This is a genomic window from Paenibacillus sp. 11B, from assembly GCF_030487755.1.
Classification (GTDB): domain Bacteria; phylum Bacillota; class Bacilli; order Paenibacillales; family Paenibacillaceae; genus Paenibacillus; species Paenibacillus vandeheii.
The window spans coordinates 378619-401650 of record NZ_JAUKNS010000001.1 but is presented as its reverse complement, the minus strand read 5'-3'; the positions used below and the strand labels follow the sequence as shown (position 1 = coordinate 401650).

Annotated in this window: 23 protein-coding genes; 17 read left to right on the top strand and 6 right to left on the bottom strand. The window is 44.7% G+C overall.

Annotation, left to right across the window (positions count from 1 at the left end):
* Window positions 1–26 precede the first annotated feature (26 nt).
* Window positions 27–317, bottom strand: coding sequence for an HNH endonuclease (locus Q0V21_RS01765; RefSeq protein WP_079349203.1), 291 nt, complete (start codon window positions 315–317; stop codon window positions 27–29).
* Between the two features lie 120 nt (window positions 318–437).
* Between Q0V21_RS01765 and Q0V21_RS01760 the strand changes: the two genes are divergently transcribed.
* Together Q0V21_RS01760 and mobB are read left to right on the top strand one after the other, a co-directional pair.
* Window positions 438–1757, top strand: a complete 1320-nt coding sequence (locus Q0V21_RS01760) for a molybdopterin molybdotransferase MoeA (protein ID WP_079349202.1) — start codon at window positions 438–440, stop codon at window positions 1755–1757.
* A 6-nt stretch (window positions 1758–1763) separates the two neighbouring features.
* The gene (gene mobB / locus Q0V21_RS01755) at window positions 1764–2306 is read left to right on the top strand and encodes a molybdopterin-guanine dinucleotide biosynthesis protein B (RefSeq protein WP_079349201.1); all 543 of its coding nucleotides are present in this window, start codon (window positions 1764–1766) and stop codon (window positions 2304–2306) included.
* A gap of 196 nt (window positions 2307–2502) precedes the next feature.
* Here mobB and xerS read toward each other — a convergent pair whose 3' ends face one another.
* Window positions 2503–3609 carry a tyrosine recombinase XerS gene (gene xerS / locus Q0V21_RS01750; RefSeq protein WP_301877296.1) on the bottom strand — a complete coding sequence of 369 codons (1107 nt, stop codon included), beginning with the start codon at window positions 3607–3609 and terminating at the stop codon, window positions 2503–2505.
* Between the two features lie 160 nt (window positions 3610–3769).
* Between xerS and Q0V21_RS01745 the strand changes: the two genes are divergently transcribed.
* Both Q0V21_RS01745 and Q0V21_RS01740 read left to right on the top strand, forming a co-directional pair.
* Window positions 3770–4258 carry a GNAT family N-acetyltransferase gene (locus tag Q0V21_RS01745; protein WP_301247761.1) on the top strand — a complete coding sequence of 163 codons (489 nt, stop codon included), beginning with the start codon at window positions 3770–3772 and terminating at the stop codon, window positions 4256–4258.
* A 151-nt stretch (window positions 4259–4409) separates the two neighbouring features.
* Window positions 4410–5303, top strand: coding sequence for an aldo/keto reductase (locus Q0V21_RS01740; RefSeq protein WP_301877293.1), 894 nt, complete (start codon window positions 4410–4412; stop codon window positions 5301–5303).
* Between the two features lie 442 nt (window positions 5304–5745).
* On the opposite strand, the gene Q0V21_RS01735 is transcribed toward Q0V21_RS01740, so the two are convergent.
* Window positions 5746–6624 (bottom strand): aminoglycoside phosphotransferase family protein, encoded by an 879-nt coding sequence (locus tag Q0V21_RS01735; protein WP_301877292.1) that lies wholly within the window; start codon window positions 6622–6624, stop codon window positions 5746–5748.
* A 372-nt stretch (window positions 6625–6996) separates the two neighbouring features.
* Here Q0V21_RS01735 and Q0V21_RS01730 point away from each other — a divergent pair, with 372 nt between their 5' ends.
* The 8 genes from Q0V21_RS01730 (at window position 6997) to Q0V21_RS01695 (ending at window position 14702) form a co-directional block, all read left to right on the top strand.
* Window positions 6997–7272: a phosphopantetheine-binding protein gene (locus Q0V21_RS01730; RefSeq protein ID WP_079349196.1), complete on the top strand. Its 276-nt coding sequence runs from the start codon at window positions 6997–6999 to the stop codon at window positions 7270–7272.
* Window positions 7273–7279: 7 nt separating this feature from the next.
* On the top strand, window positions 7280–8650 hold the full coding sequence (locus tag Q0V21_RS01725; protein ID WP_301877290.1) for a hypothetical protein: 1371 nt from the start codon (window positions 7280–7282) through the stop codon (window positions 8648–8650).
* Window positions 8651–8672: 22 nt separating this feature from the next.
* The gene (locus Q0V21_RS01720; RefSeq protein WP_301877288.1) at window positions 8673–9779 is read left to right on the top strand and encodes a glycosyltransferase family protein; all 1107 of its coding nucleotides are present in this window, start codon (window positions 8673–8675) and stop codon (window positions 9777–9779) included.
* The gene (locus Q0V21_RS01715) at window positions 9751–10926 is read left to right on the top strand and encodes a radical SAM protein (protein WP_024634099.1); all 1176 of its coding nucleotides are present in this window, start codon (window positions 9751–9753) and stop codon (window positions 10924–10926) included. Before Q0V21_RS01720 ends, Q0V21_RS01715 begins: the two co-directional genes overlap by 29 nt.
* Window positions 10927–10986: 60 nt before the next feature.
* Window positions 10987–11970 (top strand): ABC transporter ATP-binding protein, encoded by a 984-nt coding sequence (locus Q0V21_RS01710; RefSeq protein WP_094936151.1) that lies wholly within the window; start codon window positions 10987–10989, stop codon window positions 11968–11970.
* Window positions 11967–12776 (top strand): ABC transporter permease, encoded by an 810-nt coding sequence (locus Q0V21_RS01705; protein ID WP_301877287.1) that lies wholly within the window; start codon window positions 11967–11969, stop codon window positions 12774–12776. The genes Q0V21_RS01710 and Q0V21_RS01705 overlap by 4 nt, the downstream gene beginning before the upstream one ends.
* A gap of 12 nt (window positions 12777–12788) precedes the next feature.
* A complete protein-coding gene (locus tag Q0V21_RS01700) occupies window positions 12789–13592 on the top strand; it encodes an ABC transporter permease (protein WP_301877286.1) in 804 nt (267 codons plus the stop codon).
* Between the two features lie 66 nt (window positions 13593–13658).
* The gene (locus Q0V21_RS01695) at window positions 13659–14702 is read left to right on the top strand and encodes a hypothetical protein (RefSeq protein WP_301877285.1); all 1044 of its coding nucleotides are present in this window, start codon (window positions 13659–13661) and stop codon (window positions 14700–14702) included.
* Window positions 14703–14787: 85 nt separating this feature from the next.
* Here Q0V21_RS01695 and nrdF read toward each other — a convergent pair whose 3' ends face one another.
* Genes nrdF through nrdI form a run of 3 tightly spaced genes read right to left on the bottom strand, consistent with a single transcriptional unit; the run spans window position 14788 to window position 18224 of the window.
* Complete coding sequence (nrdF, locus tag Q0V21_RS01690; protein ID WP_301877284.1) at window positions 14788–15750, bottom strand: class 1b ribonucleoside-diphosphate reductase subunit beta; 963 nt, start codon at window positions 15748–15750, stop codon at window positions 14788–14790.
* A 43-nt stretch (window positions 15751–15793) separates the two neighbouring features.
* A complete protein-coding gene (gene nrdE, locus Q0V21_RS01685) occupies window positions 15794–17878 on the bottom strand; it encodes a class 1b ribonucleoside-diphosphate reductase subunit alpha (protein WP_301877282.1) in 2085 nt (694 codons plus the stop codon).
* The gene (nrdI, locus tag Q0V21_RS01680; protein ID WP_301878391.1) at window positions 17865–18224 is read right to left on the bottom strand and encodes a class Ib ribonucleoside-diphosphate reductase assembly flavoprotein NrdI; all 360 of its coding nucleotides are present in this window, start codon (window positions 18222–18224) and stop codon (window positions 17865–17867) included. Before nrdI ends, nrdE begins: the two co-directional genes overlap by 14 nt.
* 416 nt (window positions 18225–18640) lie before the next feature.
* Here nrdI and Q0V21_RS01675 point away from each other — a divergent pair, with 416 nt between their 5' ends.
* The 5 genes from Q0V21_RS01675 to Q0V21_RS01655 all read left to right on the top strand — a co-directional run bounded on the left by Q0V21_RS01675 (window position 18641) and on the right by Q0V21_RS01655 (window position 23015).
* Window positions 18641–19369, top strand: coding sequence for a response regulator transcription factor (locus tag Q0V21_RS01675; protein WP_301877281.1), 729 nt, complete (start codon window positions 18641–18643; stop codon window positions 19367–19369).
* A 28-nt stretch (window positions 19370–19397) separates the two neighbouring features.
* Window positions 19398–20243, top strand: a complete 846-nt coding sequence (locus Q0V21_RS01670) for a sensor histidine kinase (RefSeq protein ID WP_301877280.1) — start codon at window positions 19398–19400, stop codon at window positions 20241–20243.
* Window positions 20240–20893 (top strand): response regulator, encoded by a 654-nt coding sequence (locus Q0V21_RS01665; protein WP_024634089.1) that lies wholly within the window; start codon window positions 20240–20242, stop codon window positions 20891–20893. The genes Q0V21_RS01670 and Q0V21_RS01665 overlap by 4 nt, the downstream gene beginning before the upstream one ends.
* Window positions 20894–21072: 179 nt before the next feature.
* The gene (locus tag Q0V21_RS01660) at window positions 21073–22431 is read left to right on the top strand and encodes a right-handed parallel beta-helix repeat-containing protein (protein ID WP_301877279.1); all 1359 of its coding nucleotides are present in this window, start codon (window positions 21073–21075) and stop codon (window positions 22429–22431) included.
* Window positions 22428–23015 (top strand): nitrous oxide reductase accessory protein NosL, encoded by a 588-nt coding sequence (locus Q0V21_RS01655; protein WP_367620501.1) that lies wholly within the window; start codon window positions 22428–22430, stop codon window positions 23013–23015. Before Q0V21_RS01660 ends, Q0V21_RS01655 begins: the two co-directional genes overlap by 4 nt.
* Window positions 23016–23032: the final 17 nt, after the last annotated feature.

Genomic DNA, 23032 nt, shown 5'->3' with positions numbered 1-23032 from the left:
TTACCTTGGCAGCTGTTCTTTTTGTTTTATGATTTGCGGACATGATGGGACTTTCGCACACGAGGTATGGTTGTAGCCGGCTGTTTGCGAATCCAGCGGATATAAGGAGCGATGCGCTCATCTTGCCTCAGTGCCTGCACGTCAGTTAAACCGTAGGTTATTATATCGCGATTGGTATATAGAGAATGAATTTGTTTATGGCAAGGGATACAGAGGTTGGCCTTAGGCATGTGCGTTCCGCCCATTTCTTTGGGTGTCAGGTGATGGACGGTTGTCTCGACAGGTTCCCTGCCACATAATTCGCATCGTTGGTTCATAAAGAGTCAGCTCCTTTTCTCGTACATATTATGGGCTGTCGATTTGTCTTTCATGTGGAACGTAATGGGGGAGTACTTGTCACAACCTGGCTTTCGGGCTACACTTTCTAAAACGATCAAATGTCCCAGGGGGTTCGAACACCATTGAAAATAAATTCTCATTCAACTGATATGACAACTGCGAAATTTAACCGTACAGCTATACAAGTCCCAGATGCGCAGGCTAAAGTTGCTGCTCATGTCAGTTCAGGTTCAATAGAAAAAGTAACACTTGAGCAAGCACATGGTCGAACGCTTGCGGAGTCGATTTATGCTCCCCATCCTTATCCCTTCTTTCGTCGCTCCGGAATGGATGGCTTCGCAATTCTAAGCTCGGATACGATTGGAGCATCCAGCGAGCAGCAGATTTGGCTTCGTATCATTGATGAAATTCCATGCGGGTATACATCGGATCAACGGATTACATCCGGTACAGCTGCCCGGATTATGACAGGAGCTCAGGTACCGGAAGGTGCAGATGCTGTTGTCATGATGGAAATGACTGAAAGTAAAGAAGAGAACGGGGAACAATTTATTTCCTTGAAGCGCCATATTCAGCCGGGGGCCAACATTACGCCAATAGGATTGGAAGTTGTTGAGGGACAGTTGCTGCTTGAAGCAGGAGTGATCATTCAGGCGGGTGAACAATCCGTGCTGGCAACATTCGGTGTAGGCCAAGTGCCTGTATACAAACGACCGAAGGTAGCCATTTTTGCAACAGGTACAGAATTGTTGGAAGTGGACGAGCCGTTGCAGCCAGGACGTATTCGGAACAGTAACAGTTATATGCTTCGTTCTCTGGTGGTTGAAGCGGGGGGCGAACCAGTTATGTATGGTTCAATCGCTGATGATGTGCATACTGCACGTACGAAGCTTGCGGAAGCACTTGAACATAATGATATGGTGGTCACAACAGGCGGAGTATCCGTAGGAGATTATGATATTATGGGAGACCTGGTTCGGGAAGGGAATATGGAGATGCTGTTTAACAAAGTAACCATGCGTCCCGGCAGTGTTACAACGGCTGCTTTGGTCAATGACAAGCTGCTTTTTGCGCTTTCGGGCAATCCTGGAGCTTGTTTTGTGGGCTTTGAGTTGTTTGTTCGGCCAACGATTCGTACGATGCAGGCCGATGCTCATCCATATTTGGAAGAATGGACAGCCATATTGGATGATGACTATACCAAGGTCAACAATTTCACAAGATTTGTACGCGGACGGACAGAGATACGTAACGGAATGGTGTATGCTAAACCTTCTGCCTCGCGTGTGGACGAATCCAGTGTCATGATTACCATTAAAGATAGTGATTGCCTGATCGTTGTTCCGCCCGAGAAAAAAGGGATTCCTGCCGGTGAACAGGTTCGAATTCTCAGACTTCCCACGGGTCATGTCAGGTAGGCATATATGACTGAAATAAGCAGTATGCCGTATATCATGCAGATTGTTGGATATAAGAACACAGGCAAAAGCACCTTAATTGCTGCGCTTACCCGGTACCTTACCTCTACTGGACGAAGTGTAGCTGTAATTAAACATGATGGACATGATCATTTTGAGATGGATCACGAAGGAACCGATTCCTATAGCTTTGCTCAGGCAGGGGCCGATGCTGTCGTTGTCATGTCGGAGAAACGCACAGCACTGATTGAACGACGAGCGACTCCACTGGAAAATATGGTGAATTATCTGTCAGCGTACGACTGGATTCTTATTGAGGGATACAAGCAAGCTCCTTACCCCAAATTGGTCATGGTCCGTCAAGAGAAAGACCTCTCTCTGGTCGAAATGTTACAGGGTGTAATCGGGATTATCTCATGGCTAACGCATGACAAGATAGAGTACACGGGGCCCAAGGAGAACTGCGTTTGGCATTCTGTTCATGAGACAGAACATGTAGCAAGATGGCTGATCTCGCTTGAACATGATGAAGAGAAAAGAAAATTGTGACGAATGAAATATTATGTAAACTAAAATGAAAATGAGATGGAATGTAACGAAACAAAACGAAAATGCTTACTTTTATTATGCCAATGAATGAATATAAAAAAGCGATCCTTGCCAGGACATTTTCCTGGAAGAATCGCTTTTTTAAGTTACCTTGTAAGGAATCCAATCCATGCTTGAGCTGTTAAAGTAAATTAGATTACATACCCTCATCAGTGCGACGTTCAATTGCTTCAGACATCGTTTTATCCGTGAGATGCGCGTAAATTTCGGTCGTTTCCGTAGAGGCGTGTCCGAGCTGTTCTTTCGTTTTATAAATATCATTTTGCAAATAATAGTCAGTCGCAAAAGAATGGCGCAATTTATGCACAGTCAGGTACGGCTTGCCGAATTGCTTGGCATACTTCATGATCATAGCCTGTATGGCCCGTTTGGTCATTCGACTTCCCTCGGATTCTCCATTGCGAAGAGCGATAAACAACCCTTTTTCCCGCTTGGGTGTACAGTAACGTGACTGGCGCAGATTGATATAGGTTGCAAGCTCATCCTTGGCTTGTTCTCTAAAATAGACGGGCGTTTTAAATGTCTCATCATTATTACCTTTACGATATACATACAGCAGCTTATTATTCAGATCCAGATCATCCACGTTCAGGTTCACCACTTCAGACACGCGCAGCCCCGAATTCAGAATAAGGCTGGCAATGCAGGCATCCCGTTCTTTGTTTAGCTCATGCGAGTAAAGAGCCTGTTTGTTCTTTTCCATATCTACGGCATATCCCTCAAGAATATATCCAATAAACTCCAATAGCTCTTCTTCTTCCAGAAGTTTACCCTTTAATTTGGCTGCTGTATCTTTGGGTTTATGAGTACGTTTGATCTCAATCTTCGCCATAATGTTTCGTTTCAGAAGTGGGTAGAAATCTTCATCTTCCGCAATCTGACTTAAATAATGAAAGAGGGAACGAAGGGAAGAAAGCTTACGGGAAACCGTGATTCTGGAGTTCGCTCCTTCACGCTTGGTGGTCAGAAACAAACGATAAGATGTCACTGATTCCATTCGAAGTACTTCCAGCTCAGTCAATGTTACTTCCTTGTTGGAGCTGGCCACGGATAAACCTTCTGCGCGCAACCAGCCAAAGAAGGCTTCATAATCTCTTAAATATTCAAGCAGAGTAGAAGGAGATAAATCGGGTAATTTATAGTCAATGAATTGCTGAACGAACCAGGGCATGGAAGGTAGTTTGTCATCCAGCTTTCGTCGGTCAATCTCTTTTTGCACATTGGTCAAGTTCGGCACCCCCATGTTAAAATATTTTCAAAAATATGCTATATCTCAGTGTACCATATTTATATCGTAACAGCCTGTTCACGGAACAGGCATAATGCAGATTCATGCTTCCTTGCCCTTGTGGCTGTAAAGCTTTAAAGTATGAATTATAAGTAGAGCAGAGGAGGTGAACCGGATGAATATAAAAATAGAGCTGGTTCCCCGGGAACGCAGTCAGGTGATTCGGCATTTAATGCAATTTTATTTGTATGATTTTACCAAATATTTGAATATTGACGTGGATAGCAATGGTATTTTTCCGGAATATCCTGGATTGGACGCGTTCTGGTCAGAGGAAGACCGGAAGTTTCCTTTTTTGATTACAAGTGATGATGCGCCAGCTGGGTTTGCATTGGTAGAGCGTTGTGAACCAGGCAGCAAAGATAATGACTATTATTTGACCGAGTTTTTTGTAATGCAAAAATACCGACGTAGTGGAGTGGGTACCCGGGCAGCGTATGAGCTGTTTGAACGGTTTCCGGGAAGGTGGAAAGTAACTCAAGTTCGCAACAATGTCATTGCACAGGCATTCTGGCGAAAAATCATAGGGGAATATACGGGAGGCCGTTTTCGCGAGAAATTTCATCCGGAACTGGGGAACCCGAGTCAGTTTTTCGTAACCTGATTCAACCGATCAATCCCGCGTTCGAGGAAATAAGTAAGTTGAAAGAGTGGGTGTAATATCCAGCATAAGGGTAATACATACCGAAGGGGATTTGTACTATATATACTTTCATTATCTGTACCCAATTCACGAAGCTCGGAGGAGATTATCCATGGAACTGCGTAATTACGGAAACACTGGCATGAAAGTAAGTACACTTGGATTTGGTGGAGCGGAGATCGGCAAAAACGTATCCAAAGCAGATGTAGAAACATTGCTTAACAGTGCGTTGGATGCAGGGTTAAACGTCATTGATACGGCTGAATGTTATGGGGATAGCGAAGAGTTAATCGGAGATGTGCTCTCCCATCGCAGAGACGATTATTATTTATTTACCAAATGTGGACACGCTGCTGGGGTAGAAGGCCCCGATTGGGATGCCAAAGTATTAGAGCAAACGATTGACCGTAGTCTTAGAAGACTAAAAACGGAATACGTTGATGTGATTCACCTTCATAGTTGCTCCGAAGAAGTACTTCGGCAAGGAGCGGTCATTGAAGTGCTGCAGAGAGCCAAGGAGGCTGGGAAAACAAGGTTTATTGGATATAGCGGCGATACGACGGATGCTCTTTATGCGATACAGACAGGCGTGTTTGACAGCTTGGAAACATCGCTGAACATTGCCGATCAGGAAGCTATTGATCTGACGTTGCCTGAGGCGAGAAAGAGAAATATGGGTGTCATTGCCAAACGCCCTATTGCCAATGCGGCATGGACGTATGACTCGCTTGCCGAAGAAGCCTATCCCTTTGTATACTGGAAACGCTTAAACGAACTTGGCTATGGTTTTCTGAGCGAAGATGCACAAGCAGCAGTTGAAACCGCATTACGTTTTACGCTCAGTACAGACGGTGTAGACACGGCTATTGTGGGTACAGCCAAGCCCAACCGCTGGCAACAAAATGCCGATCTTGTCGCCAAAGGTGCGCTGACTAAGGAGTTATATGATGAGATCAGGGAACGCTGGAAAGAAATTGCGGGAGCTGATTGGACTGGACGAACTTAATCCATTTGGTTGGAAAATAGCTTGAGATTTTGTCAAAGTCGCCAAGGAGGCGGCTTTTTTCTTTGCAATAACCTATTATTTCATTATATGAAAAATTCACAACAACAAAATACACTGGTTATGTCCACTGGAGCGCATTCTTCCTTCAGATTTTGCCCCACGAATGAAGGGAAATTTACTTATGTAGCTTCAAATGTCAACTCGCTGTCTTTAAACAATATATTATTATTTCATTATATGAAAAATTCACAATAGAAAAATCAATTTACTCTCCCTAGCTCATACCTGCAATTCCACTACGTCATCTCACCAACATGTTACAACGAACTGCCTTATCCTCAGCTTCATGTCAACTGATTTGTAGTTAATTTTGCAAAGTTAAGTACAGAAAGTAAACCTTAGAGGGGCTCTGCGCCCCGGTGGATTGGTTAGGTTCATAAGCTTAGAGCGATTTATAATCACGAATAATGACCTCTATTACATGCTTTCCCCAGTTCGAGGCTTCCGAGCCTTGTTCATTCCAATCGTAAGAGATGAGTGCTTTCCACAAAGCCCATCCACGTGCACGATCAACCGTATCCTGGTCAACATTCATACAGTTTAGAAATATCTTGCGACTTACATCATCAAAAAAGTTCCATGCCATCACCAGATCACTTGAAGGATCGCCCACGCCCATAGTTCCAAAATCAATGACCCCGCAAAGTCGCCCCTTTTGCACGAGCAGATTGCCTACTGCAACATCACCATGCAGCCATAAAGGTGCCGCTTGATATTTCGTTGCAAGGGCAAGCTCCCATATTTCTGTCATGAGCTTAGGATCGTATTGGCCGGATACCTTCTCAATGACGGTCCTAGTATCCGTATCGTAAACCGCCAGGTTCCCTCCACGATGAAAGTTTTGAATGCCTGCTGGTATGCCGTGACTTGCATCAATGGCTTCTAATTCTCTCAGAAATCTAGCGAGGTCTTCGGCAAATGCACCTAAATCGAGTACGTTGGCAGGCGAGACAGTTTTGCCCTCAATCCATCGGTTGATGGACCATGGAAGGGGGTATTCATTCGAAGGTTCACCTTGTGCAATGGGAGCAGGAATGGGCAAGGACAGGAGAGGCTTGAAAACAGGGAGCCACTTCAGTTCTTTTTCTACAGCAGAAGCGTAACGTTCGTGACTCGGTAAACGAACCGTCATTTCGTCTCCCAATCGATAGGTACGGTTATCGTGCCCGCTTTTTTCTACGGGGATTATCGCCAAGCCTTTCCATTTTGGAAATTGACGATCAATTAATTGCCGAACCAGTTCAATCGTAATTTCAATCATGTGCTCGCCTCATTTTCTATAAATGGTTGGGTCGTAATCGATAATACATAAATTTCAACCATTTGTCTTGATCGAATCAAAGGGGAAAAATTGTACAAAACGAAGGAGAGGACCTGATCCGAGAAAATTTCCAGAAAATCGCTTGAAATCCGCCCTAAATGGCGGTTTTTTAGTTGCTAAAAGCCTTGTTGTGAGTGTAATATCACAGGTTTTTATCCCTTGACATAAAATGTCATTATAAAGATAATAATTGTAACTTTGGAAGAGGGAGGAGAAAACAAAGCCGAAATCAGGTTTGATTTGAATGGCATCTGTAAGCGTAATAATTTCGGTTGTACCCTCACACAATTATCACTTTAAAGGAGTGTAGTCATGTACGATCAAATTGTAGATATTTTGTGCGCTATTAAAGAAGACCAACCGGAACTACGCCAATCCCTATCCCCAGCAACGGAACTGAATAACGATATTGGTCTTGATTCTCTGCAAATGATCCAGTTTATGCTCAAAGTCGAGGATCAATTAAACGTAATTATTGACTATGACGAATTTGATTATGAACACCTCCAGTCGATCGACACATTTATGACATTTCTGAAAAGCTGCCAGCCTCAAGAGCAATCATTGTACGAAGATGTCCAGAAGTGAAGCCGGTGTGACTCCAACGATTGTTATGGGGACATTTGATCCGGAAACGCGATGGAGGGATGAGAATTTAGCGAAGTTACCCGCTATGCCTGATAAGGATCGGGAATCCATTGTTTTATGTATGGACGAGCTGTTATTTCCATTTTGCGGACCAGACGATATTCTCTACAGCCGCTGCAAAATTGATCCAGGACTGTATGAATATCTGAACGGGTTAGGTTTTTATTTTCGTAGCCGTCATTACTTTGATTTGAGCGATGAGGAGAGGTCCCTACCCGAACCGGACCTTTTCAAGCAGTGCATGTTCAGTCTTGCATTAGACGGTCAACAGCATGAAGAGATATTAATTCACAACGTGAAACATCTCTCTCCTTATGCGATTACGGCTGATACGGAGGAGTACCTGCATGCGGCCGGATTGTTGGGTTCTTTGCCGGATCATGAGACGGTTAAACGTGTAAACTCCAAATTCTATTCCAACCGACTCCTCTCCAGGATCGGAGAGAAGTGCTATGGCACGGAAGTGAACAGCGCACTAGAAGTGCAGGCAGTCGGAAATACGCTGCTGAAGCGAGGGGCATATTTACTTAAAGATCCATTCGGGGTTTCCGGCAAGGGCAACATGCTCATTGAAAATGAAGCTATACAACGAAGGATAGCAGAGCACCTGGAAAAGCAGGAGAGAAGAGGATTGCGCTCGCAATTCCTGCTGGAACCTCTTCTGAGGAAAGAGACTGATTTCAGCTCACACTGGTTCATTCGAGAGAGTGGTGAGACCGATTTCATATCCGTTCAGCGCATGCTGAACCAACAGCAGAATTACGGCGGGTCTATCAGAGCGGATGAGGCTATGATCCTTTTACTGAGGAACGCGGGTTATTTTGACACGATGGAAAAGGCACTTCGGATATTGGCTGAGGACGGATATCACGGTTTCGTTTGCTTCGACTCGATGATTCTGGAGGGCGGGGATGTCGTACCCATTGTGGAGATTAACGCCCGTAAGTCGATGGGTCTCATTAATGCTTATCTCGATAAAGGCTGGGAGACATACGGCCATACCGGCTTGCTTACCTTCTTGTCTCTCGGTCTACCTGCAGGCTTTGCGTTCGAAAGGCTGCTGGACGCTCTGCATATATCCGGTCTTCTATTCACAGGTCAAGGTGCGTACGGAATTATTCCTATTTCATCTAACACCGTAATGGTGAACGAAATCCTGACCTCTAGACGTATAACCGAAGGAGTTCAGAGTAAGCGGGGCATGCCAAAGGGACGTCTGTATTTCTCGGTGGTGGGCCGTAATGACGAACATCGCAGTGAGCTGATTGTGAGCCTGAGGCAGGTACTCGCCGACTTGTCTATTAAAGTGTACAACTAAATCTGGAATGCGGAGGCTGCGCATGAATCCATCTTCGGTTACCCTGCTTGCGTCGGGCAATTCGCTTGGCGCATACATTCCGGCTATGCATCTGCACACGTACCTGCAAGGTAGAGGTGTCAGGACAGACGTTCATGTTCTGGAGAACCTGTACCATGATGAAATCAGGCGCAAGATTCATGCCACCAAAAAAGCATTTCATGCCGATTTTTCTGTTGCCCTTATGGGTCATAAATTGGCCAAGCCTGTTGACGCCTCATTGAATGAGGCGGAAGTCCAGCTGCTGTTGGACACCTGGATACGCGACGGTGTATGTCGCTTTGCTGTGTTTACCGGTTTTTGGCTCCCGATCCTGGAGCGTTACAAAACCATGGCGCAGACACCTCTGGATATTCAACTGATCCGGTTGGATGCATGCGATACACCATCGTTTAAGGTACACAAGTCCTTGTATCCCGACTACAATAACGTCTGGCTTTACGATGCTTCGAGGCTATCTCCAGACGGCTATATTGCTTCAGATGATATGGAACTCCTGCCTTATGCACAGCGAGCGGGACGTATTTTGATCCATGGCGGCGGCTGGGGGATCGGGACATACACAGCAACGATCTCAGAGCTTCGTCAACTCGGTTACCCATTGGATGTGATCGTGTATGATCCTTCCGAGGTGGAAGAGGACGATGGGAGCACACGCTACTTCGGAACAGATGCTTCATGGAACCCGTGGAGCAGAGATGCTCAGGGAAAGCATTCGTTTCCGCCAATGAACCGATATGTGCGTGAAGATGGCATTCTCCGGGCCATTCCGCTCCGAGATTACTCTGTTTACACGGACCTGATGCGCAATTGCGCTGCAATAATCAGCAAGCCGGGAGGAGCGTCACTGAACGACTCGCTGTCTTACGGAATCCCTTTTGTCATGTTGGAGCCGTTTGGCGAGCATGAGCTTCAGAATTCAAACTATTGGGAGTCCTGCGGTTTTGGTATCCGATTTGCAGAATGGAAAGCCCGAGATTACTCGGGACAACATCTGGAGGAAATGTACAGACGTTTGTTGGAACAGCGATCAAAAATCATCCATATGGGGAGGAAAACGCATGCAGCCGAAAACAGCAGTTACGTTTGACCAGCAGACATTCCAAAATATGAAAAGAACCCTCGTTCCCTTAGCAGAAACGGGAAGGAAGCGCCGGGAAGACCCGACGTATGCCGCACCTGTGCCTTATGAGATCGGAATCAAGCTTAATAACGGTTGTAACCTGCGCTGCAAGCATTGTTTTGAATGGAACCCGGATGGTTTCCATCACGGCTTTGCCAGTGAAGTGAAGAGAGACGAGATTGAAATTCCCGTCGTGGAGAAACTATTGGCCGAAACGAGAGAACGCAAATCACGTGTATTCCTGTGGGGCGGAGAACCGCTATTCTACTCCAAGTTCGATGAACTGGCAGAACTGCTGGCTAAGGAAGATCGGCACACGACCATTTGTACGAACGCAATTCTTATTGAACAAAAGCTGGATTCTATTTTGAAAATGTCAAAGAATTTGGTCATGCTCGTCAGCCTGGAAGGCTTCGAGAAGGAGAATGACGCGATCCGGGGCAAAGGCACGTTCAAGAAAGTGATTCACGCCATACAGCTGCTGTTGGATCTGCAAAAGCAGGGCTTGTACAAAGGAAAAGTGTCCGTAGCTCTGACTGTAAATGACCAGATGGTCGACCAGCTGTATAACTTGATGGAATTCTTTGAAGAGATGGGCGTGGATTCCGTTTACTTCTGCTTCCCATGGTACATCCCTTCGGATACGGCGGAAAAAATGGACACCTACTTTGATGCCCACTTCCCGCATCTTGCCTCCCGCTTTGCAAGCGACCACAAGAACAGCTGGCACTCTTTCACGTTTCACATCTCGCCTGACCGTTTCGACACGTTAATCGAGGAATTTAAACGAGTCAATTCACGTGTGTGGAATGTACGTATCCGCTATCAGCCTGCGCTGGAGCCCGAAGAGGTAGAAGGATTTATTCGCGGTAGTGAAAAGCCAGCGATGAATCGGACCAAGTGTTTCTCAATTTCAAACCGGATGGATGTAATGCCAGACGGTAAAGTCAATCCATGCAAATTTTTTCCGGAATTCAGTGTCGGTAATTTGTACGAAGAAAGTGTGGCAGATATTTTCCACGGTGAGGATTTGCGAAAACAGCGGGAGATTCTGGCCTGTGGTCTGACACCGATTTGTTCGAAATGTGTGCTTCTGTATAATAACGGAGTTTAATCGCTTTAACTTTCAGCCGCCCAATAAGGGAAAACATGCAATCATTCAGGAGGAGCGGGGATGGACTTTATCCGTGTGCGGGAACTGCACAAATCGTTCGTATATTACCGGAAAGAAGCTGGACTCAAACATTCACTGAAAAACTTGTTTGCTCGCAAATCACTTGTGAAGGAAGCGGTTAAATCCGTTTCCTTCGATATCGGCCCCGGAGAGTGTGTTGGATTTCTGGGTCCAAACGGAGCAGGTAAAACCACGACTCTCAAAATGTTGTCAGGCATTCTATATCCCACAAGCGGAAAGGCTGACGTACTTGGCTATGTACCTTGGGAGCGAAAGAACGAGTTCAAACGGCTTTTCTCCATTGTAATGGGCCAGAAAAATCAGCTTTGGTGGGATCTTCCCGCCAGTGACTCGATTTATTTGAACAAATGTATATATGACGTGGAGGATGAGCTCTACCGTCGAAGTCTTGCCGAACTGTCGGAAATGCTTGATGTGCAAGACCTCCTGGATGTGCAGGTACGCAGGCTGTCCTTGGGTGAACGTATGAAAATGGAGCTGATCGCCGCTCTGATCCACCGACCGAAGCTGCTATATCTCGACGAGCCGACGATCGGCCTGGATTTTCCCTCGCAGAAGAGGGTGCGGGAGTTTCTGAAATACTATAATGAGCAGTTTGGCGCGACAATCCTGCTGACGAGCCACTACATGAAGGATGTAGAGGACCTGTGCAAGCGGACGATTATTATTAACGAAGGAAGTCTTCTATATGACGGAGATCTTCACAAGATTAATGATCTGTTTGGTGAGCACAAAATTGTGAAATTGCGATTCTCGGAGCCAGTTGCCGAGCAGCGGTTGGTCAAATTCGGGAAAGTAATCAGCGCAGACGAATATAGCGTTGTTCTGGAGCTGCCCAAACATCGCTTAAAAGAAGTGTCGCGGGCTGTGCTCGATTCGTTCCCGATTGTTGACTGGACGATTGAGGACGTGCCAATCGAGGAGAGTATCTCGATGCTCTACCAAAAGGAATCCGTCGGATGAATGGACGCAAATTGTATACGGCTGTTTTTTCGATGGGTGTGCAGCAATCGATGGAATACCGCTTTCACTTCTTTCTCGGTCTTCTCGGAGCCGCGTTTCCGATTCTTGTTCAGTATTTTATATGGACAGCGGTGTACCAACATTCTGGCGAAGCAGCGCTGTTCTCGTATTCATACAATCAAATTATATTGTATACCATCTTGGCGGGCTTGGTATCCAAGCTGATTGCTACCCAGTTCGAGCACCAGATTGTCGATGATATCAAAAACGGCGGTCTCAACAAGTATTTGATCAAACCAGTCAGCTACTTCGGGTATCGGCTAGTATCCTTTTTCGGACAGAAGGCGATTTATTACGGAGTTACAGCTGTGCTGCTCGTTGGAATTATATGGCTCGCATCTGCCGGGGGCGTGCTTGAGTTCCAAGTCATACGGCTGATCCTCTTCGTCGTCACACTGTCGGGGGCACTTTTGCTCAATTTCTTAATCTCCTACTGCATCTGCGCAAGCGCTTTTTATCTGAATGAAATCTCTTACTTTTTCGTCATTACCAGCCTGCTCATCAATATTTTGAGTGGAGGTATGTTTCCGTTGGAGATTTTCGGGGATTCGATTGTGGAGGCACTTCAGTACACGCCATTTCCATATACCATTTATTTTCCAGTTAATGTTCTCAGCGGCAAAACGGAAGTGGCGGCGATGTATCAGGGGGTGCTCATCCAGTGCGGATGGATACTCCTGTTCTTATGGCTATCCCGTCTAACGTGGCGGATATCTATGAAGAAATATTCGGCGGTTGGGGGGTAGCTGGCATTCCATATGTTTAGAACCATGAGAAAATACGCACATTTGTACGGCATGTTCATCAAAAATTGTCTCATTGCCCAGATGGAGTTTCGGGGAAATTTCATGATGAGCCTGCTTGTGGAATCCGTCTACCTGCTCGCCAAACTGTTATATGTGCTCGTCGTGTTCCGCACCGATCTTCACGTAGACGGCATACCGCCTGAAGGGCTGCTTCTATTTATAGGCATGCACACTGTGGTGACAGGAATTTACGTGGGACTGTTTTTCACAAATTTCACGAAAATCCCGGAATATATTAAAGACGGCTCGCTTGATTTAATGTTAACAAAGCCGATTTCTCTTCAATTTATGGCTTCCTTGCGTTATGTCGATCTGGCACTGCCAATCCCTGATATTTTGGTTGGTTTCGTCATGATAGGTATTGGCTGGCATGCCATGGACATACCCCTGACATTTCTCCAGCTTGCCGGGTTTATGCTGCTATTATTCGTCTCCGTTATCATCACATACTGTCTAATGATTATCCCTGCGTTACTGTCATTTCGGTTCGTTCAGACGGGGTCTGCATCAGAAATCGCCCATTCCGCCTGGGACGCCAATAACTTTCCGATGGCGATATACCCGACTTGGGTCCGTCGGATTGGTACCTTTGTCATTCCGCTGTTCCTGATTACCAATTTCGGACCGATGTTCCTGCTGGGGCAGCTCAGCTGGCTCTATACAGGACTGGTGCTGGTCGGTGCGGTACTGCTCTTCATAGCTGTACGATTGCTTTGGAAACAGGCCGTGAAGGGATACAGCAGTGCAAGCAGTTAAGAAGGCTTCTGGGTCATAAGGTAGAGTAGCCGGGTAAAGTCTAAAAACTCAGAAGGGGGAGAAAGAATGAATGCTGTTCAGCTTCCTGTGTTGAGTCCGCCGCTTAAAGGATTTCTGCGGTGGGCTTACACGCTTTCGATTACCAGTGCACATGAGGAAACGATTCCTTGGTATTACAGCAATTTCATTCAGTTGTCCTGCAAGAAAACCTTTCTGGAAGATGGCAGACAGTTTTATATCGATTTTTTCCGGGGCAAGCCCAATGAACTGAATTTCAACAATCCATTTCTACTGACATGCTCTGTGAATTATACGATTCTGGAGCATTTGGCGTTGGACGCTTGGCCTCAATTTTTCGCGGATCAGATTCGCAGCGGTTATTATTGCGTCGTATTTTTGGATGAAGCTCAGCTACCGCCAGCGGCGGCCTATCAGAAAGAACCGTTTCCTCATCATCTCTTTCTATACGGTTTTGATTGGGACAAACGTATTTTTGATGCTTCCATGTTCGATCATACAGGAGTTTACCGCAATTTGCAGATTTCGTTCACAGACTTCCAGGATGCTATCCATTCCATGAGACATCTGCTGAGAGAGGGGCTCACGGCAGATCACCACACGTATTTTTACAAATACGAGCCGCATTCCCCTTATCCTTTTGATCGAATCGTAGCGCTCGACCAGCTGCATGATTATCTGAACGGAGAGACCCATCTGAACCGCATTAATTACAATCCTGACCAAGAACAGGCTTTTGGCCTTGATGTCTATGACTATTTACAGATGTATTATGATGCCGTAGAGAGCAATGATCCCCGGCTTGGTGAACGTAACGATGTGAGACATCTTCATGTACTCTGGGAGCACAAAAAAATGATGAGCGAGCGGATTGGCTACTTGGTCGATGAGGGGATCATCCCTTACGACGAACAACTTGTGAATGGTTATCAGGATATAACTACAAGGGCAATGAAGTTAAGGGATCAATACATCCGACATGAAATACGTAAAGACAATGAAATATTTGCAAAGGTAAGACTCCGATTGGAGCAATTTCGAAAGGAAGAGCCTGTTCTCCTGCAAAGACTGATTTCATTTCTCGAAGATTAAATAAAGAAGGCTATTCCTCTGTGGGGAACAGCCTTCTTTATTTATATTCATTGGCTACACGTAGTCATTGTAATCAAGTAATGGCTTATTCGAACTTGAAATCATCATCCGTCAGGGGTTCCACATTCAGTGTGCGAATATAGCCGTTGCCTTTTTTAGAGAAAAAGTCATGCTGCTTAGTATGGGTACTGATTCCATTTAACACAATCGGGTTGACTTCCTCGTCTTCAAATAATGGCTCAAAACCGAGGTTCATCATCGCTTTATTAGCGTTATAACGAAGGAATGCTTCCACTTCCTCGGTCAAATGAATAGGGGTATATAATTCCTGCGTATATTGCAACTCATTTTGATGAAGAAGCTGTATTAAATCAACCAAACCTTGGTACACATCATTCCGCTGTGTTTCATCAAAGCTCGCGTATATTTCCTGGGCCAACACACCCACATATACACCATGAATACTTTCATCCCGCAGAATCAGATCAATGATCTCACCACTGCAGGTGAGTTTGCCTTGTCCAGCTAAATAGAGTGGATAGAAGAATCCGCTGTAAAACAAATAACTTTCCAAAAGTACGGAAGCGGCCATCGCCATATACAAATCTTTTGAAGTTTCAATGTTCATATAATACTGACGTATAACCGTCGCTTTGGTTTGCAGATATGGATTTTCTTCCACCCATTTAAATACACTGTCAATTTCTTCGGTTGATGCCAATGTGGTAAAAATACTGCTGTAGGATTTCGCATGAATCTGTTCCATCATCGCCATAAAGCTCAGTACAGCCTTGCGTTGCAGTCCATCCACATGCTCCATAATCTGCGGCATACCTACACCGCCCTGAATGGTATCCAGAAGGGTTAGGCCTCCCAAAACTTTCATATAAGCGTCTTTTTCTGTATCACTGAGCATACCCCAGGTCTTTTTATCATCGGATAAAGGAATCTCGTCATCGGTCCAAAATTGCATAATATTCTGATTCCAGAACATGAGAGTGAAATCATCATCTGCCCGATTCCAGTTCACAGCTTGAATTGCCGGCATGTTATATCAAACTCCAATCGTAATACCCAAAAAGGGGATTTGTTTATATTGAGCAAGCAATGCATTCTTCCATCGTTAGCTTGTTGGTTCTTGTATAATACAGAGATTTCAACCCTTTATGAGCAGCATACAGGTAGCAGCGAGCCAATTCTCGAGTGGATACATCACTGTTTACATGAAGAATTGTGGAGATTCCTTGGTCCACATGCGGCTGAATTTCCGCAATCAAATCGATCACTTTGAATTGATCCATCTGATACGCTGATTTGTAATAGAAGACGTTATCCTTTTGCAAATAGGGCATCGGATAATACGTGGTTGAATTGGCATAAGTTCGTGTCTCAATTTGTTCTACGATGGGCATTACACTGGATGTTGCATTTTGGATATAAGAGATGCTTGCTGTTGGAGCAATAGCCATGCGATAAGCATGATAGAGGCCATTTTCCATCACTTTAGATTTAAGCTGTTTCCAATCATCGGGCGAAGGAACATCAATTCCGTTAAACAATTGTTGTACTTTCGATGTGTTGGGACGGTAATCCGTGGTCACATAACGATCGAAATATACACCAGTCGCATAGTCGGACTTATCAAATCCATGGAACCGTTGGCCGGTTTGCATTGCAAACTCCATACTTTTCTCCAGAGAATGATAATTCATGGTCATAAAGAAGGTGCGTACAAAATCCTTGGCTTCCGTGCTCTCATAAGCAATCCTGTTTTTGGCTAAATAACCGTGCAGATTCATGGCACCCAAACCAACGGAATGCATTTCGGAGTTGGCTTTGGCTACACCTGGAGCATTGGCAACATGCGTCATGTCGCTAACGGAGGTCAGTGCGATCATTCCCTCATGAACGGATTCCTTGATCTTGCCGCTCTCCATAACATTAACAATATTGAGGGAGGCCAGGTTGCAGCTAATATCTTTGCGGATAATATCCGGTTGACCATAGTCTGTAATTTCAGAAGTCTCCTGAAGTTGGAAGATCTCTGTGCAGAGGTTGGACATTTTGACTTGTCCTACGTTTTTTAAGGCATGTGCTTGATTGGCATTGGTTTTATTAATGATATAGGGATAGCCGGATTCAAGTTGAATCATCGCTATTTTGGTCAGCATATCCCGTGCACTCAACGATTTTTTCTTCTTCACACGATCGTCAGCCAGCAACGTATCATACATCACATCCAGATCCATATCATCCAAATGTGTTCCATACGCCTTATAGACACTATAAGGTGCAAAGAGATACAGGGGCTCATTATCTTGAGCCAGCTTATAAAAACGATTAGGTACAATAAGTCCGATAGAGAGAGTTTTCAGACGGATTTTCTCGTCCGCATTGATCTTTTTACTGTCCAGCAGCTCCATAACGTCCCAACCGAAAATATTATAGTATGCTGCGCCAGAACCTTTCCGTTGACCCATCTGATCAGCGTAGGAGAAACCATCCTCCATCAGCTTGAGAACTGGCGTAATGCCTTTCGCAGCACCTTCGACACCTTTAATGACTTCTCCGCGAGCACGCAACTTCGACAGGTTGACAGCCACTCCACCACCGATTTTGGATAACTGCATACAAGTGTTCAGTACATAGTTTATGGAGTTCAGTGAATCATCCATTTCAAGCAGGAAGCAAGAAACCAGTTCACCGCGTCGACTTTTTCCGGCATTCAGAAAAGTGGGGGTCGCGGGTTGAAGACGCTGCTCCATCATAGAACGAGACAGCAAACAAGCCGTATCAAAATGTCCTTGACCCAGATGAAGTGCTACGGCTGCGACTCGATCCGCATATTGCTCAAGGTATGTTTTTCGGTCATATGTTCTCAACGCATAATCGGTGTAGAACTTGGACGCTGCCATATAGGAAGGAAACTTATACTGATAGCCGCGTGTAATTTCGAATACGGTTCTAACTTCGTCGGTTGTATAGGAAGCATAGAAATCCTCGTAATAATCATGTTCAATCATGAATTGGACTTGTTGATCAATGTTGGCGAATGCCATACTTTTATCTTTGATTTCTTTCATAAACTCCTCTACAGCCTCTTGATCCTTATGTAACTGGAAGAAGCCATTAGAGTCGCGCTTTAACAGCATGTTATTCAATTCAATATGGCGCAATGCGGCTCACCTCCTGTTCAAAATACTCCACATCTCTTTTGGAACCAGATAATTCAAATTTACTGATAACCGGGACGTTGTAAGAAGCAGATATCAAATCTGCACTTTTGGCAAAACGCTCACCCCAGTTACGGTTACCGCTGGCGGCCACGCCAATCAGGTATTCAGAGTTTTTTTGCAAAAAAGAAGACACCTTATCAGGTATCTGTCCAAAACCTGTTGTATATGTCACAAGTACGTACGGTTCATCAATCGTCATTTGATTCTGAATCTGAACAGCCGGCAGTTGAAGCTTGGAAATAAACCTCTTAACATTCCCGGTTATTGAATCATACACAATTAGCACTATCATATCCTCCTTGACAAATGAAAGGTGATCAAAAACAAACACTATATATAGATTATATTATTAATTTTATATCAATATATAGCTTTGTCAAATGCATTTCGGTATCGATTTTGTGAAAAACCTGAGGAATGGGCTCTATTACTAGGTTTAAAAAATTTGGGGCTTAGTAGATATCCATATTCGAAGCCATGATAATTGGTGCATGTGAGAATTGGGATTGTCATTGAGAATGATTAAGGTTGCCGACGATGTCGTAACAGCCGTCACCGGCAAGAAATAGCCTGAACATAATCGTTCATACATTGTCTACAATTCGAAAGTAGATTATCAAAAGGCATGGCTCTATGGAGTCATGCCTTTTAAGTGTGATGAAGGTATGCTGATTACATATCACAAAGAAGTGGAGGTAAAACATGAACGGGACCCTGCCGCAACATAGAATATTAATTGTAGATGATGATGAACGGGTCCGAAGACTTCTTCGAATGTATTTGGAGAAAGAACAATTTATCATCGAAGAGGCTTCGTTGGGCTGGCAAGCCTTAAGTAAGCTTCATCAGGAGTCGTATGCCATGATCATTCTGGATTGGATTCTTCCCGATGTTAAGGGAATTGAAATATGCCATTACCTGCGGACAAACTTCAGCATACCCGTCATGTTTCTGACAGCCAAGTCAGAAGAAGGAAATCGGCTTGAAGCTTTCAAAGCAGGGGCGGATGACTTTGTGATGAAACCATTCAGTCCGAGGGAAGTGGTGCTCCGTATCAAAACCATGATGGCTCGTTATAACGGATTGGTCGAGCCTGCGCCAAAAGATCATTCAGCGAGCGAGGTGCTGATTTCCTCCATTTTAATCAATCCAGCTTCCCGAAGGGTCACAATAGAAGAGGAGGAAATTCATATGACGCCCAAAGAATTTGATTTGCTTTATCATCTGGCGACACACTCGGAAATAGCTTTCTCCAGGCAGGACCTGCTGCGAATTGTTTGGAAAGTGGAGCATGAGGAAGATCTGGATTATCGAACTGTAGATACTCATGTGAAACGGCTGCGTGACAAACTATCCGAGCATGTGCCGAATCGGGAAGAGTTGATTCAAACCCTGTGGGGATTTGGTTATATTCTTCGTTTGCCTCACTGATTCTTATCTTGATATGTAGGAGGAGAATATGTCTTACAAACAAATCAAGTGGATGATTCTGCTCATTCCTACCTTGACCGTTGGACTCTGGGAATATGTACGACATCAGTTTTTGCTACCCTATATATCAATGGATCTGGGCAACTGGCTGACGCCTGTCATTGTATATGTTGTGAGCATAACGTTGTTAACTCGGTTGTTTCTCATGTTGGAACGTATCCAAAAAGAGCTGGAGCATGAGCGTGAAGTCAAAGCCGCATTTGAATCTCGGGAAAAGATGGCCAAGGAACTTCATGATGGAATTGCGCAATCCCTTTTTTTATTATCGGTGAAAGTCGGACGTCTGGAGGAGCAAGCTAAGCAGGATCAACAGCTGGACGATGTGTATTCAATCAAAAAAACGGTTCATGAAGTCAATCGTTATGTGCGTCAGGCCATTGCAGATTTGCGTTATGATCCTAACGTTGATCAAGCCTTGACTATGAACGAATCGGTCACATGGATTGGTCAAATTCGAAGAATTTCCAAAGATATCCCTGTCCGAATTGAACTGGACTGGAGCATCCCGGAGGATGCATTTACTGACAAAGAGAGAGTAGAACTGCTCGCTTGTATTCGGGAGGCTCTTTTTAATATTCAAAAGCATGCATCAGCATCCCAAGCATGGATTCAGGGAAAGGGACATAAGCAGTGCTGGAATATTGCGATTCGAGATAATGGAAAAGGGTTTGAGATGAATCCTTTTGAACGAAAGGATCGATATGGATTAAAAATCATGCGAGAGCGGATGAATGAACTGAACTTTAATATGCAATTCCGAAGGGAACAGGAGCATACCGTTGTCGAATTTTCAAAGGATGGTGAGATGCAATGAGCCATACTCGCGTACTTGTTGTGGACGATCACGCTCATGCGAGAGAAGCCATATGTGAAATTTTATCCATGGATCCCAGCTTCGAAGTGATTGGCGTCGTATCGGACGGTCAGCAGGCGATTGATTATACAGAACAGTGGCTTCCCGATCTGATCCTTATGGACATTCAGATGCCGATCCTGAACGGTCTGGAAGCAACACAACGGATCAAATTGGCCTTTCCTTATGTGAAGATTGTCATGATTACCGTCTCGGATGATGTACTTCACCTTTTGGAGGCGTTGAAGCGGGGGGCTCAGGGCTATCTTCTCAAAAACCTTGAACCGTCCATGTGGCTGGAATATCTTCATTCCATCGTTACAGAAGAAGCTCCTTTGAGCCGTGAGGTGGCATACCAAATCCTGAAGGACGTCTCACTAACGGAGAAAAAAGAGCCTGATGTTCCATTAACCACAAGAGAAAAGGATATTCTATATGGTGTAGCTGCAGGATGGACCAATAAAGAAATCGCTGCAAATTATACGATTTCAGAGTATACCGTCAAGAATCACTTGAAAAACATTTTGCAAAAACTACAGGTTCAAAATCGTGTTCAATTGACACGGTATGCACTGGAGCAAGGGCTTATTACAGACCATAATCGTCTGTAATAAGCTTTTTTATTATATCCGGGCGTTCTTTCTGGTAGTGGAATGTCATTCTTTTTGCTTTTAACTCCAACGACCTCACAAATTGGACACAAAAAGTACAGTTCTATAGCCAGAATGAGCTATATGGTAAAAATTTGTTTTTATGTACACTATGGGCAGTGTGTTTCATGAAGGAGGTTATGATGTTGAACAAACGGATTGTCCTAGGAATATTACTCATTCTGGGTATACTGGCGATCCTATTACCTTATCCGCTTGATGCTGCAAACGCTGCTTCTGGAACAAAAGACGCTATTCCACTCCAGCCACTCATTGATGGTTCTAAACCTGGTGAAGTGCTTGTACTTGAGCCTGGTATGTATGCTGGTCCCGTAAGTATAGACAAGAGTATATCCATTCGAGGGGACTCGTCCGTAACAGTATTGAATACAGAAGCTGAGTCCACGATCACCATTCATTCAGATGGAGTGACATTACAGGGGTTCACGATTCAGCACTTAACGAATGAACCCACTGCGGCGATTCAGGTTGAAGGAGATCGTGCAGAGATCAGGGACCTTGATATTCAGAGTCAAAGTTTCGGAATAGTGCTGCGGGGTTCCCGCGATGGGCTCGTACATAGCAATAACATTTCATGGGCTGGATCAGAATCGGCTTCCAGTGGTCAAAAAGGGAATGGCATTGACTTGTACAATTCCCATCGTAACACCATTGAAGAGAACCAAATTACGGGCATGCGGGACGGGATCTACTTGGAGAACAGTCGCAATCTTACGGTTAAGGGTAACACGCTGCTGCATACCAGGTACGGCATTCATTGTATGTATATTGATGGTTCTTCTGTTGTGGACAATGTGGGAGAGAACAACAGTACAGGGGCCATGGTGATGGGCGTCAAGAATACGGTTGTATCCGGGAATTCCTTTCGTAAACAGAGCGAAAATGTGCATTCACAAGGGATTTTATTGTATGACGTACAGCGATCCTCAATTCATAACAATGTTGTGGAAGGTAATCGTGTGGGCATGAACATTGCCGAATCCTCAGGAAATGAAATTCGCAGCAATGCGGTGCTTCGCAATTTCATTGGTATCCAGCTCGTTCTGGCAGAGGACAACCAGTTTACTAGAAACCAATTTGTTTCGAATGTGATTGAAGCTTCAGCGATGGACAGCCGGAACAATGAGATGAAGGAGAATTACTGGGATTCCTTTCAGGGTCTCGACCTGAACGAGGATGGAATCAGTGAACTTTCCTATGAGATTAATCCTTTCTATGAGCAAGTGGTCAACCGAAATTCGGCTTATCAGCTTTTCTTTCAATCACCAGGCATGCTCTTTATGAGCAGTTTGTTTACGGAAGGCAAGGAAGAGTGGACAACCGACAGATCACCGTTAATGAGCATGAAAGCGGAATCACTGACGACGGAAACAGGTGCACAAGCGGTGAAAGAGACAACTGAGGTTTGGATCATCGGATGTATCCTGCTGGGCATGGCAACTTTTATTATGATCTATATGGGGGGATTACGAAAATGAAAATGAGAACGAAAACAACAACAAGTTTGAAAACAGTCATGGTGCTTCTCTTTGGGGTGCTGTTATTAACAGCCTGCGGAAAAAAATACGAGGCGTTGCCCATTAATGAAGACGTGGATATCTGTGCCATATGCAAAATGCAGGTGAAGGATGATGCCTATGCCACGCAGCTTACCACGAAAGACGGTAAAAATTATAAATTTGATGATATCGGTTGCATGCACCAGTGGAAAGAAGAGAACGGAACAGATAACATCGGGATGGATTTTGTTCGTGACTATAATGACAAGGAATGGATTGAATACAGCAAAGCTACTTATGTATACGATGCTTCACTGCGTACACCCATGGCCTATGGCATCCTGAATTTTAAGGATAAACAATCTGCCGAAGCTTTTGTTACTGAGCAGGGTGTGGGAACGATCATGACCGCTGAAGACCTCGCCTCCCACGACTGGAAACAAAACACAGAGATGATGGATATGATGGGTGAGCATGGCCATTCCGAAGAGGGAATGGGTGAAGGCATGCATGAAGGAACACATGAGGAAAGCGAATCCACGGAAGATTCAGGCCACAAGTAATGGTCAATAAAGATGGT

Coding starts and splice junctions, on each gene's coding strand:
- Q0V21_RS01765 (WP_079349203.1), bottom strand. CDS start 317: ATGAACCAACGATGCGAATTATGTGGCAGGGAACCTGTCGAGACAACC.
- Q0V21_RS01760 (WP_079349202.1), top strand. CDS start 438: ATGTCCCAGGGGGTTCGAACACCATTGAAAATAAATTCTCATTCAACT.
- mobB (WP_079349201.1), top strand. CDS start 1,764: ATGACTGAAATAAGCAGTATGCCGTATATCATGCAGATTGTTGGATAT.
- xerS (WP_301877296.1), bottom strand. CDS start 3,609: ATGGGGGTGCCGAACTTGACCAATGTGCAAAAAGAGATTGACCGACGA.
- Q0V21_RS01745 (WP_301247761.1), top strand. CDS start 3,770: ATGAATATAAAAATAGAGCTGGTTCCCCGGGAACGCAGTCAGGTGATT.
- Q0V21_RS01740 (WP_301877293.1), top strand. CDS start 4,410: ATGGAACTGCGTAATTACGGAAACACTGGCATGAAAGTAAGTACACTT.
- Q0V21_RS01735 (WP_301877292.1), bottom strand. CDS start 6,624: ATGATTGAAATTACGATTGAACTGGTTCGGCAATTAATTGATCGTCAA.
- Q0V21_RS01730 (WP_079349196.1), top strand. CDS start 6,997: ATGTACGATCAAATTGTAGATATTTTGTGCGCTATTAAAGAAGACCAA.
- Q0V21_RS01720 (WP_301877288.1), top strand. CDS start 8,673: ATGAATCCATCTTCGGTTACCCTGCTTGCGTCGGGCAATTCGCTTGGC.
- Q0V21_RS01715 (WP_024634099.1), top strand. CDS start 9,751: ATGCAGCCGAAAACAGCAGTTACGTTTGACCAGCAGACATTCCAAAAT.
- Q0V21_RS01710 (WP_094936151.1), top strand. CDS start 10,987: ATGGACTTTATCCGTGTGCGGGAACTGCACAAATCGTTCGTATATTAC.
- Q0V21_RS01705 (WP_301877287.1), top strand. CDS start 11,967: ATGAATGGACGCAAATTGTATACGGCTGTTTTTTCGATGGGTGTGCAG.
- Q0V21_RS01700 (WP_301877286.1), top strand. CDS start 12,789: ATGTTTAGAACCATGAGAAAATACGCACATTTGTACGGCATGTTCATC.
- Q0V21_RS01695 (WP_301877285.1), top strand. CDS start 13,659: ATGAATGCTGTTCAGCTTCCTGTGTTGAGTCCGCCGCTTAAAGGATTT.
- nrdF (WP_301877284.1), bottom strand. CDS start 15,750: ATGCCGGCAATTCAAGCTGTGAACTGGAATCGGGCAGATGATGATTTC.
- Q0V21_RS01675 (WP_301877281.1), top strand. CDS start 18,641: ATGAACGGGACCCTGCCGCAACATAGAATATTAATTGTAGATGATGAT.
- Q0V21_RS01670 (WP_301877280.1), top strand. CDS start 19,398: ATGTCTTACAAACAAATCAAGTGGATGATTCTGCTCATTCCTACCTTG.
- Q0V21_RS01665 (WP_024634089.1), top strand. CDS start 20,240: ATGAGCCATACTCGCGTACTTGTTGTGGACGATCACGCTCATGCGAGA.
- Q0V21_RS01660 (WP_301877279.1), top strand. CDS start 21,073: ATGATGTTGAACAAACGGATTGTCCTAGGAATATTACTCATTCTGGGT.
- Q0V21_RS01655 (WP_367620501.1), top strand. CDS start 22,428: ATGAAAATGAGAACGAAAACAACAACAAGTTTGAAAACAGTCATGGTG.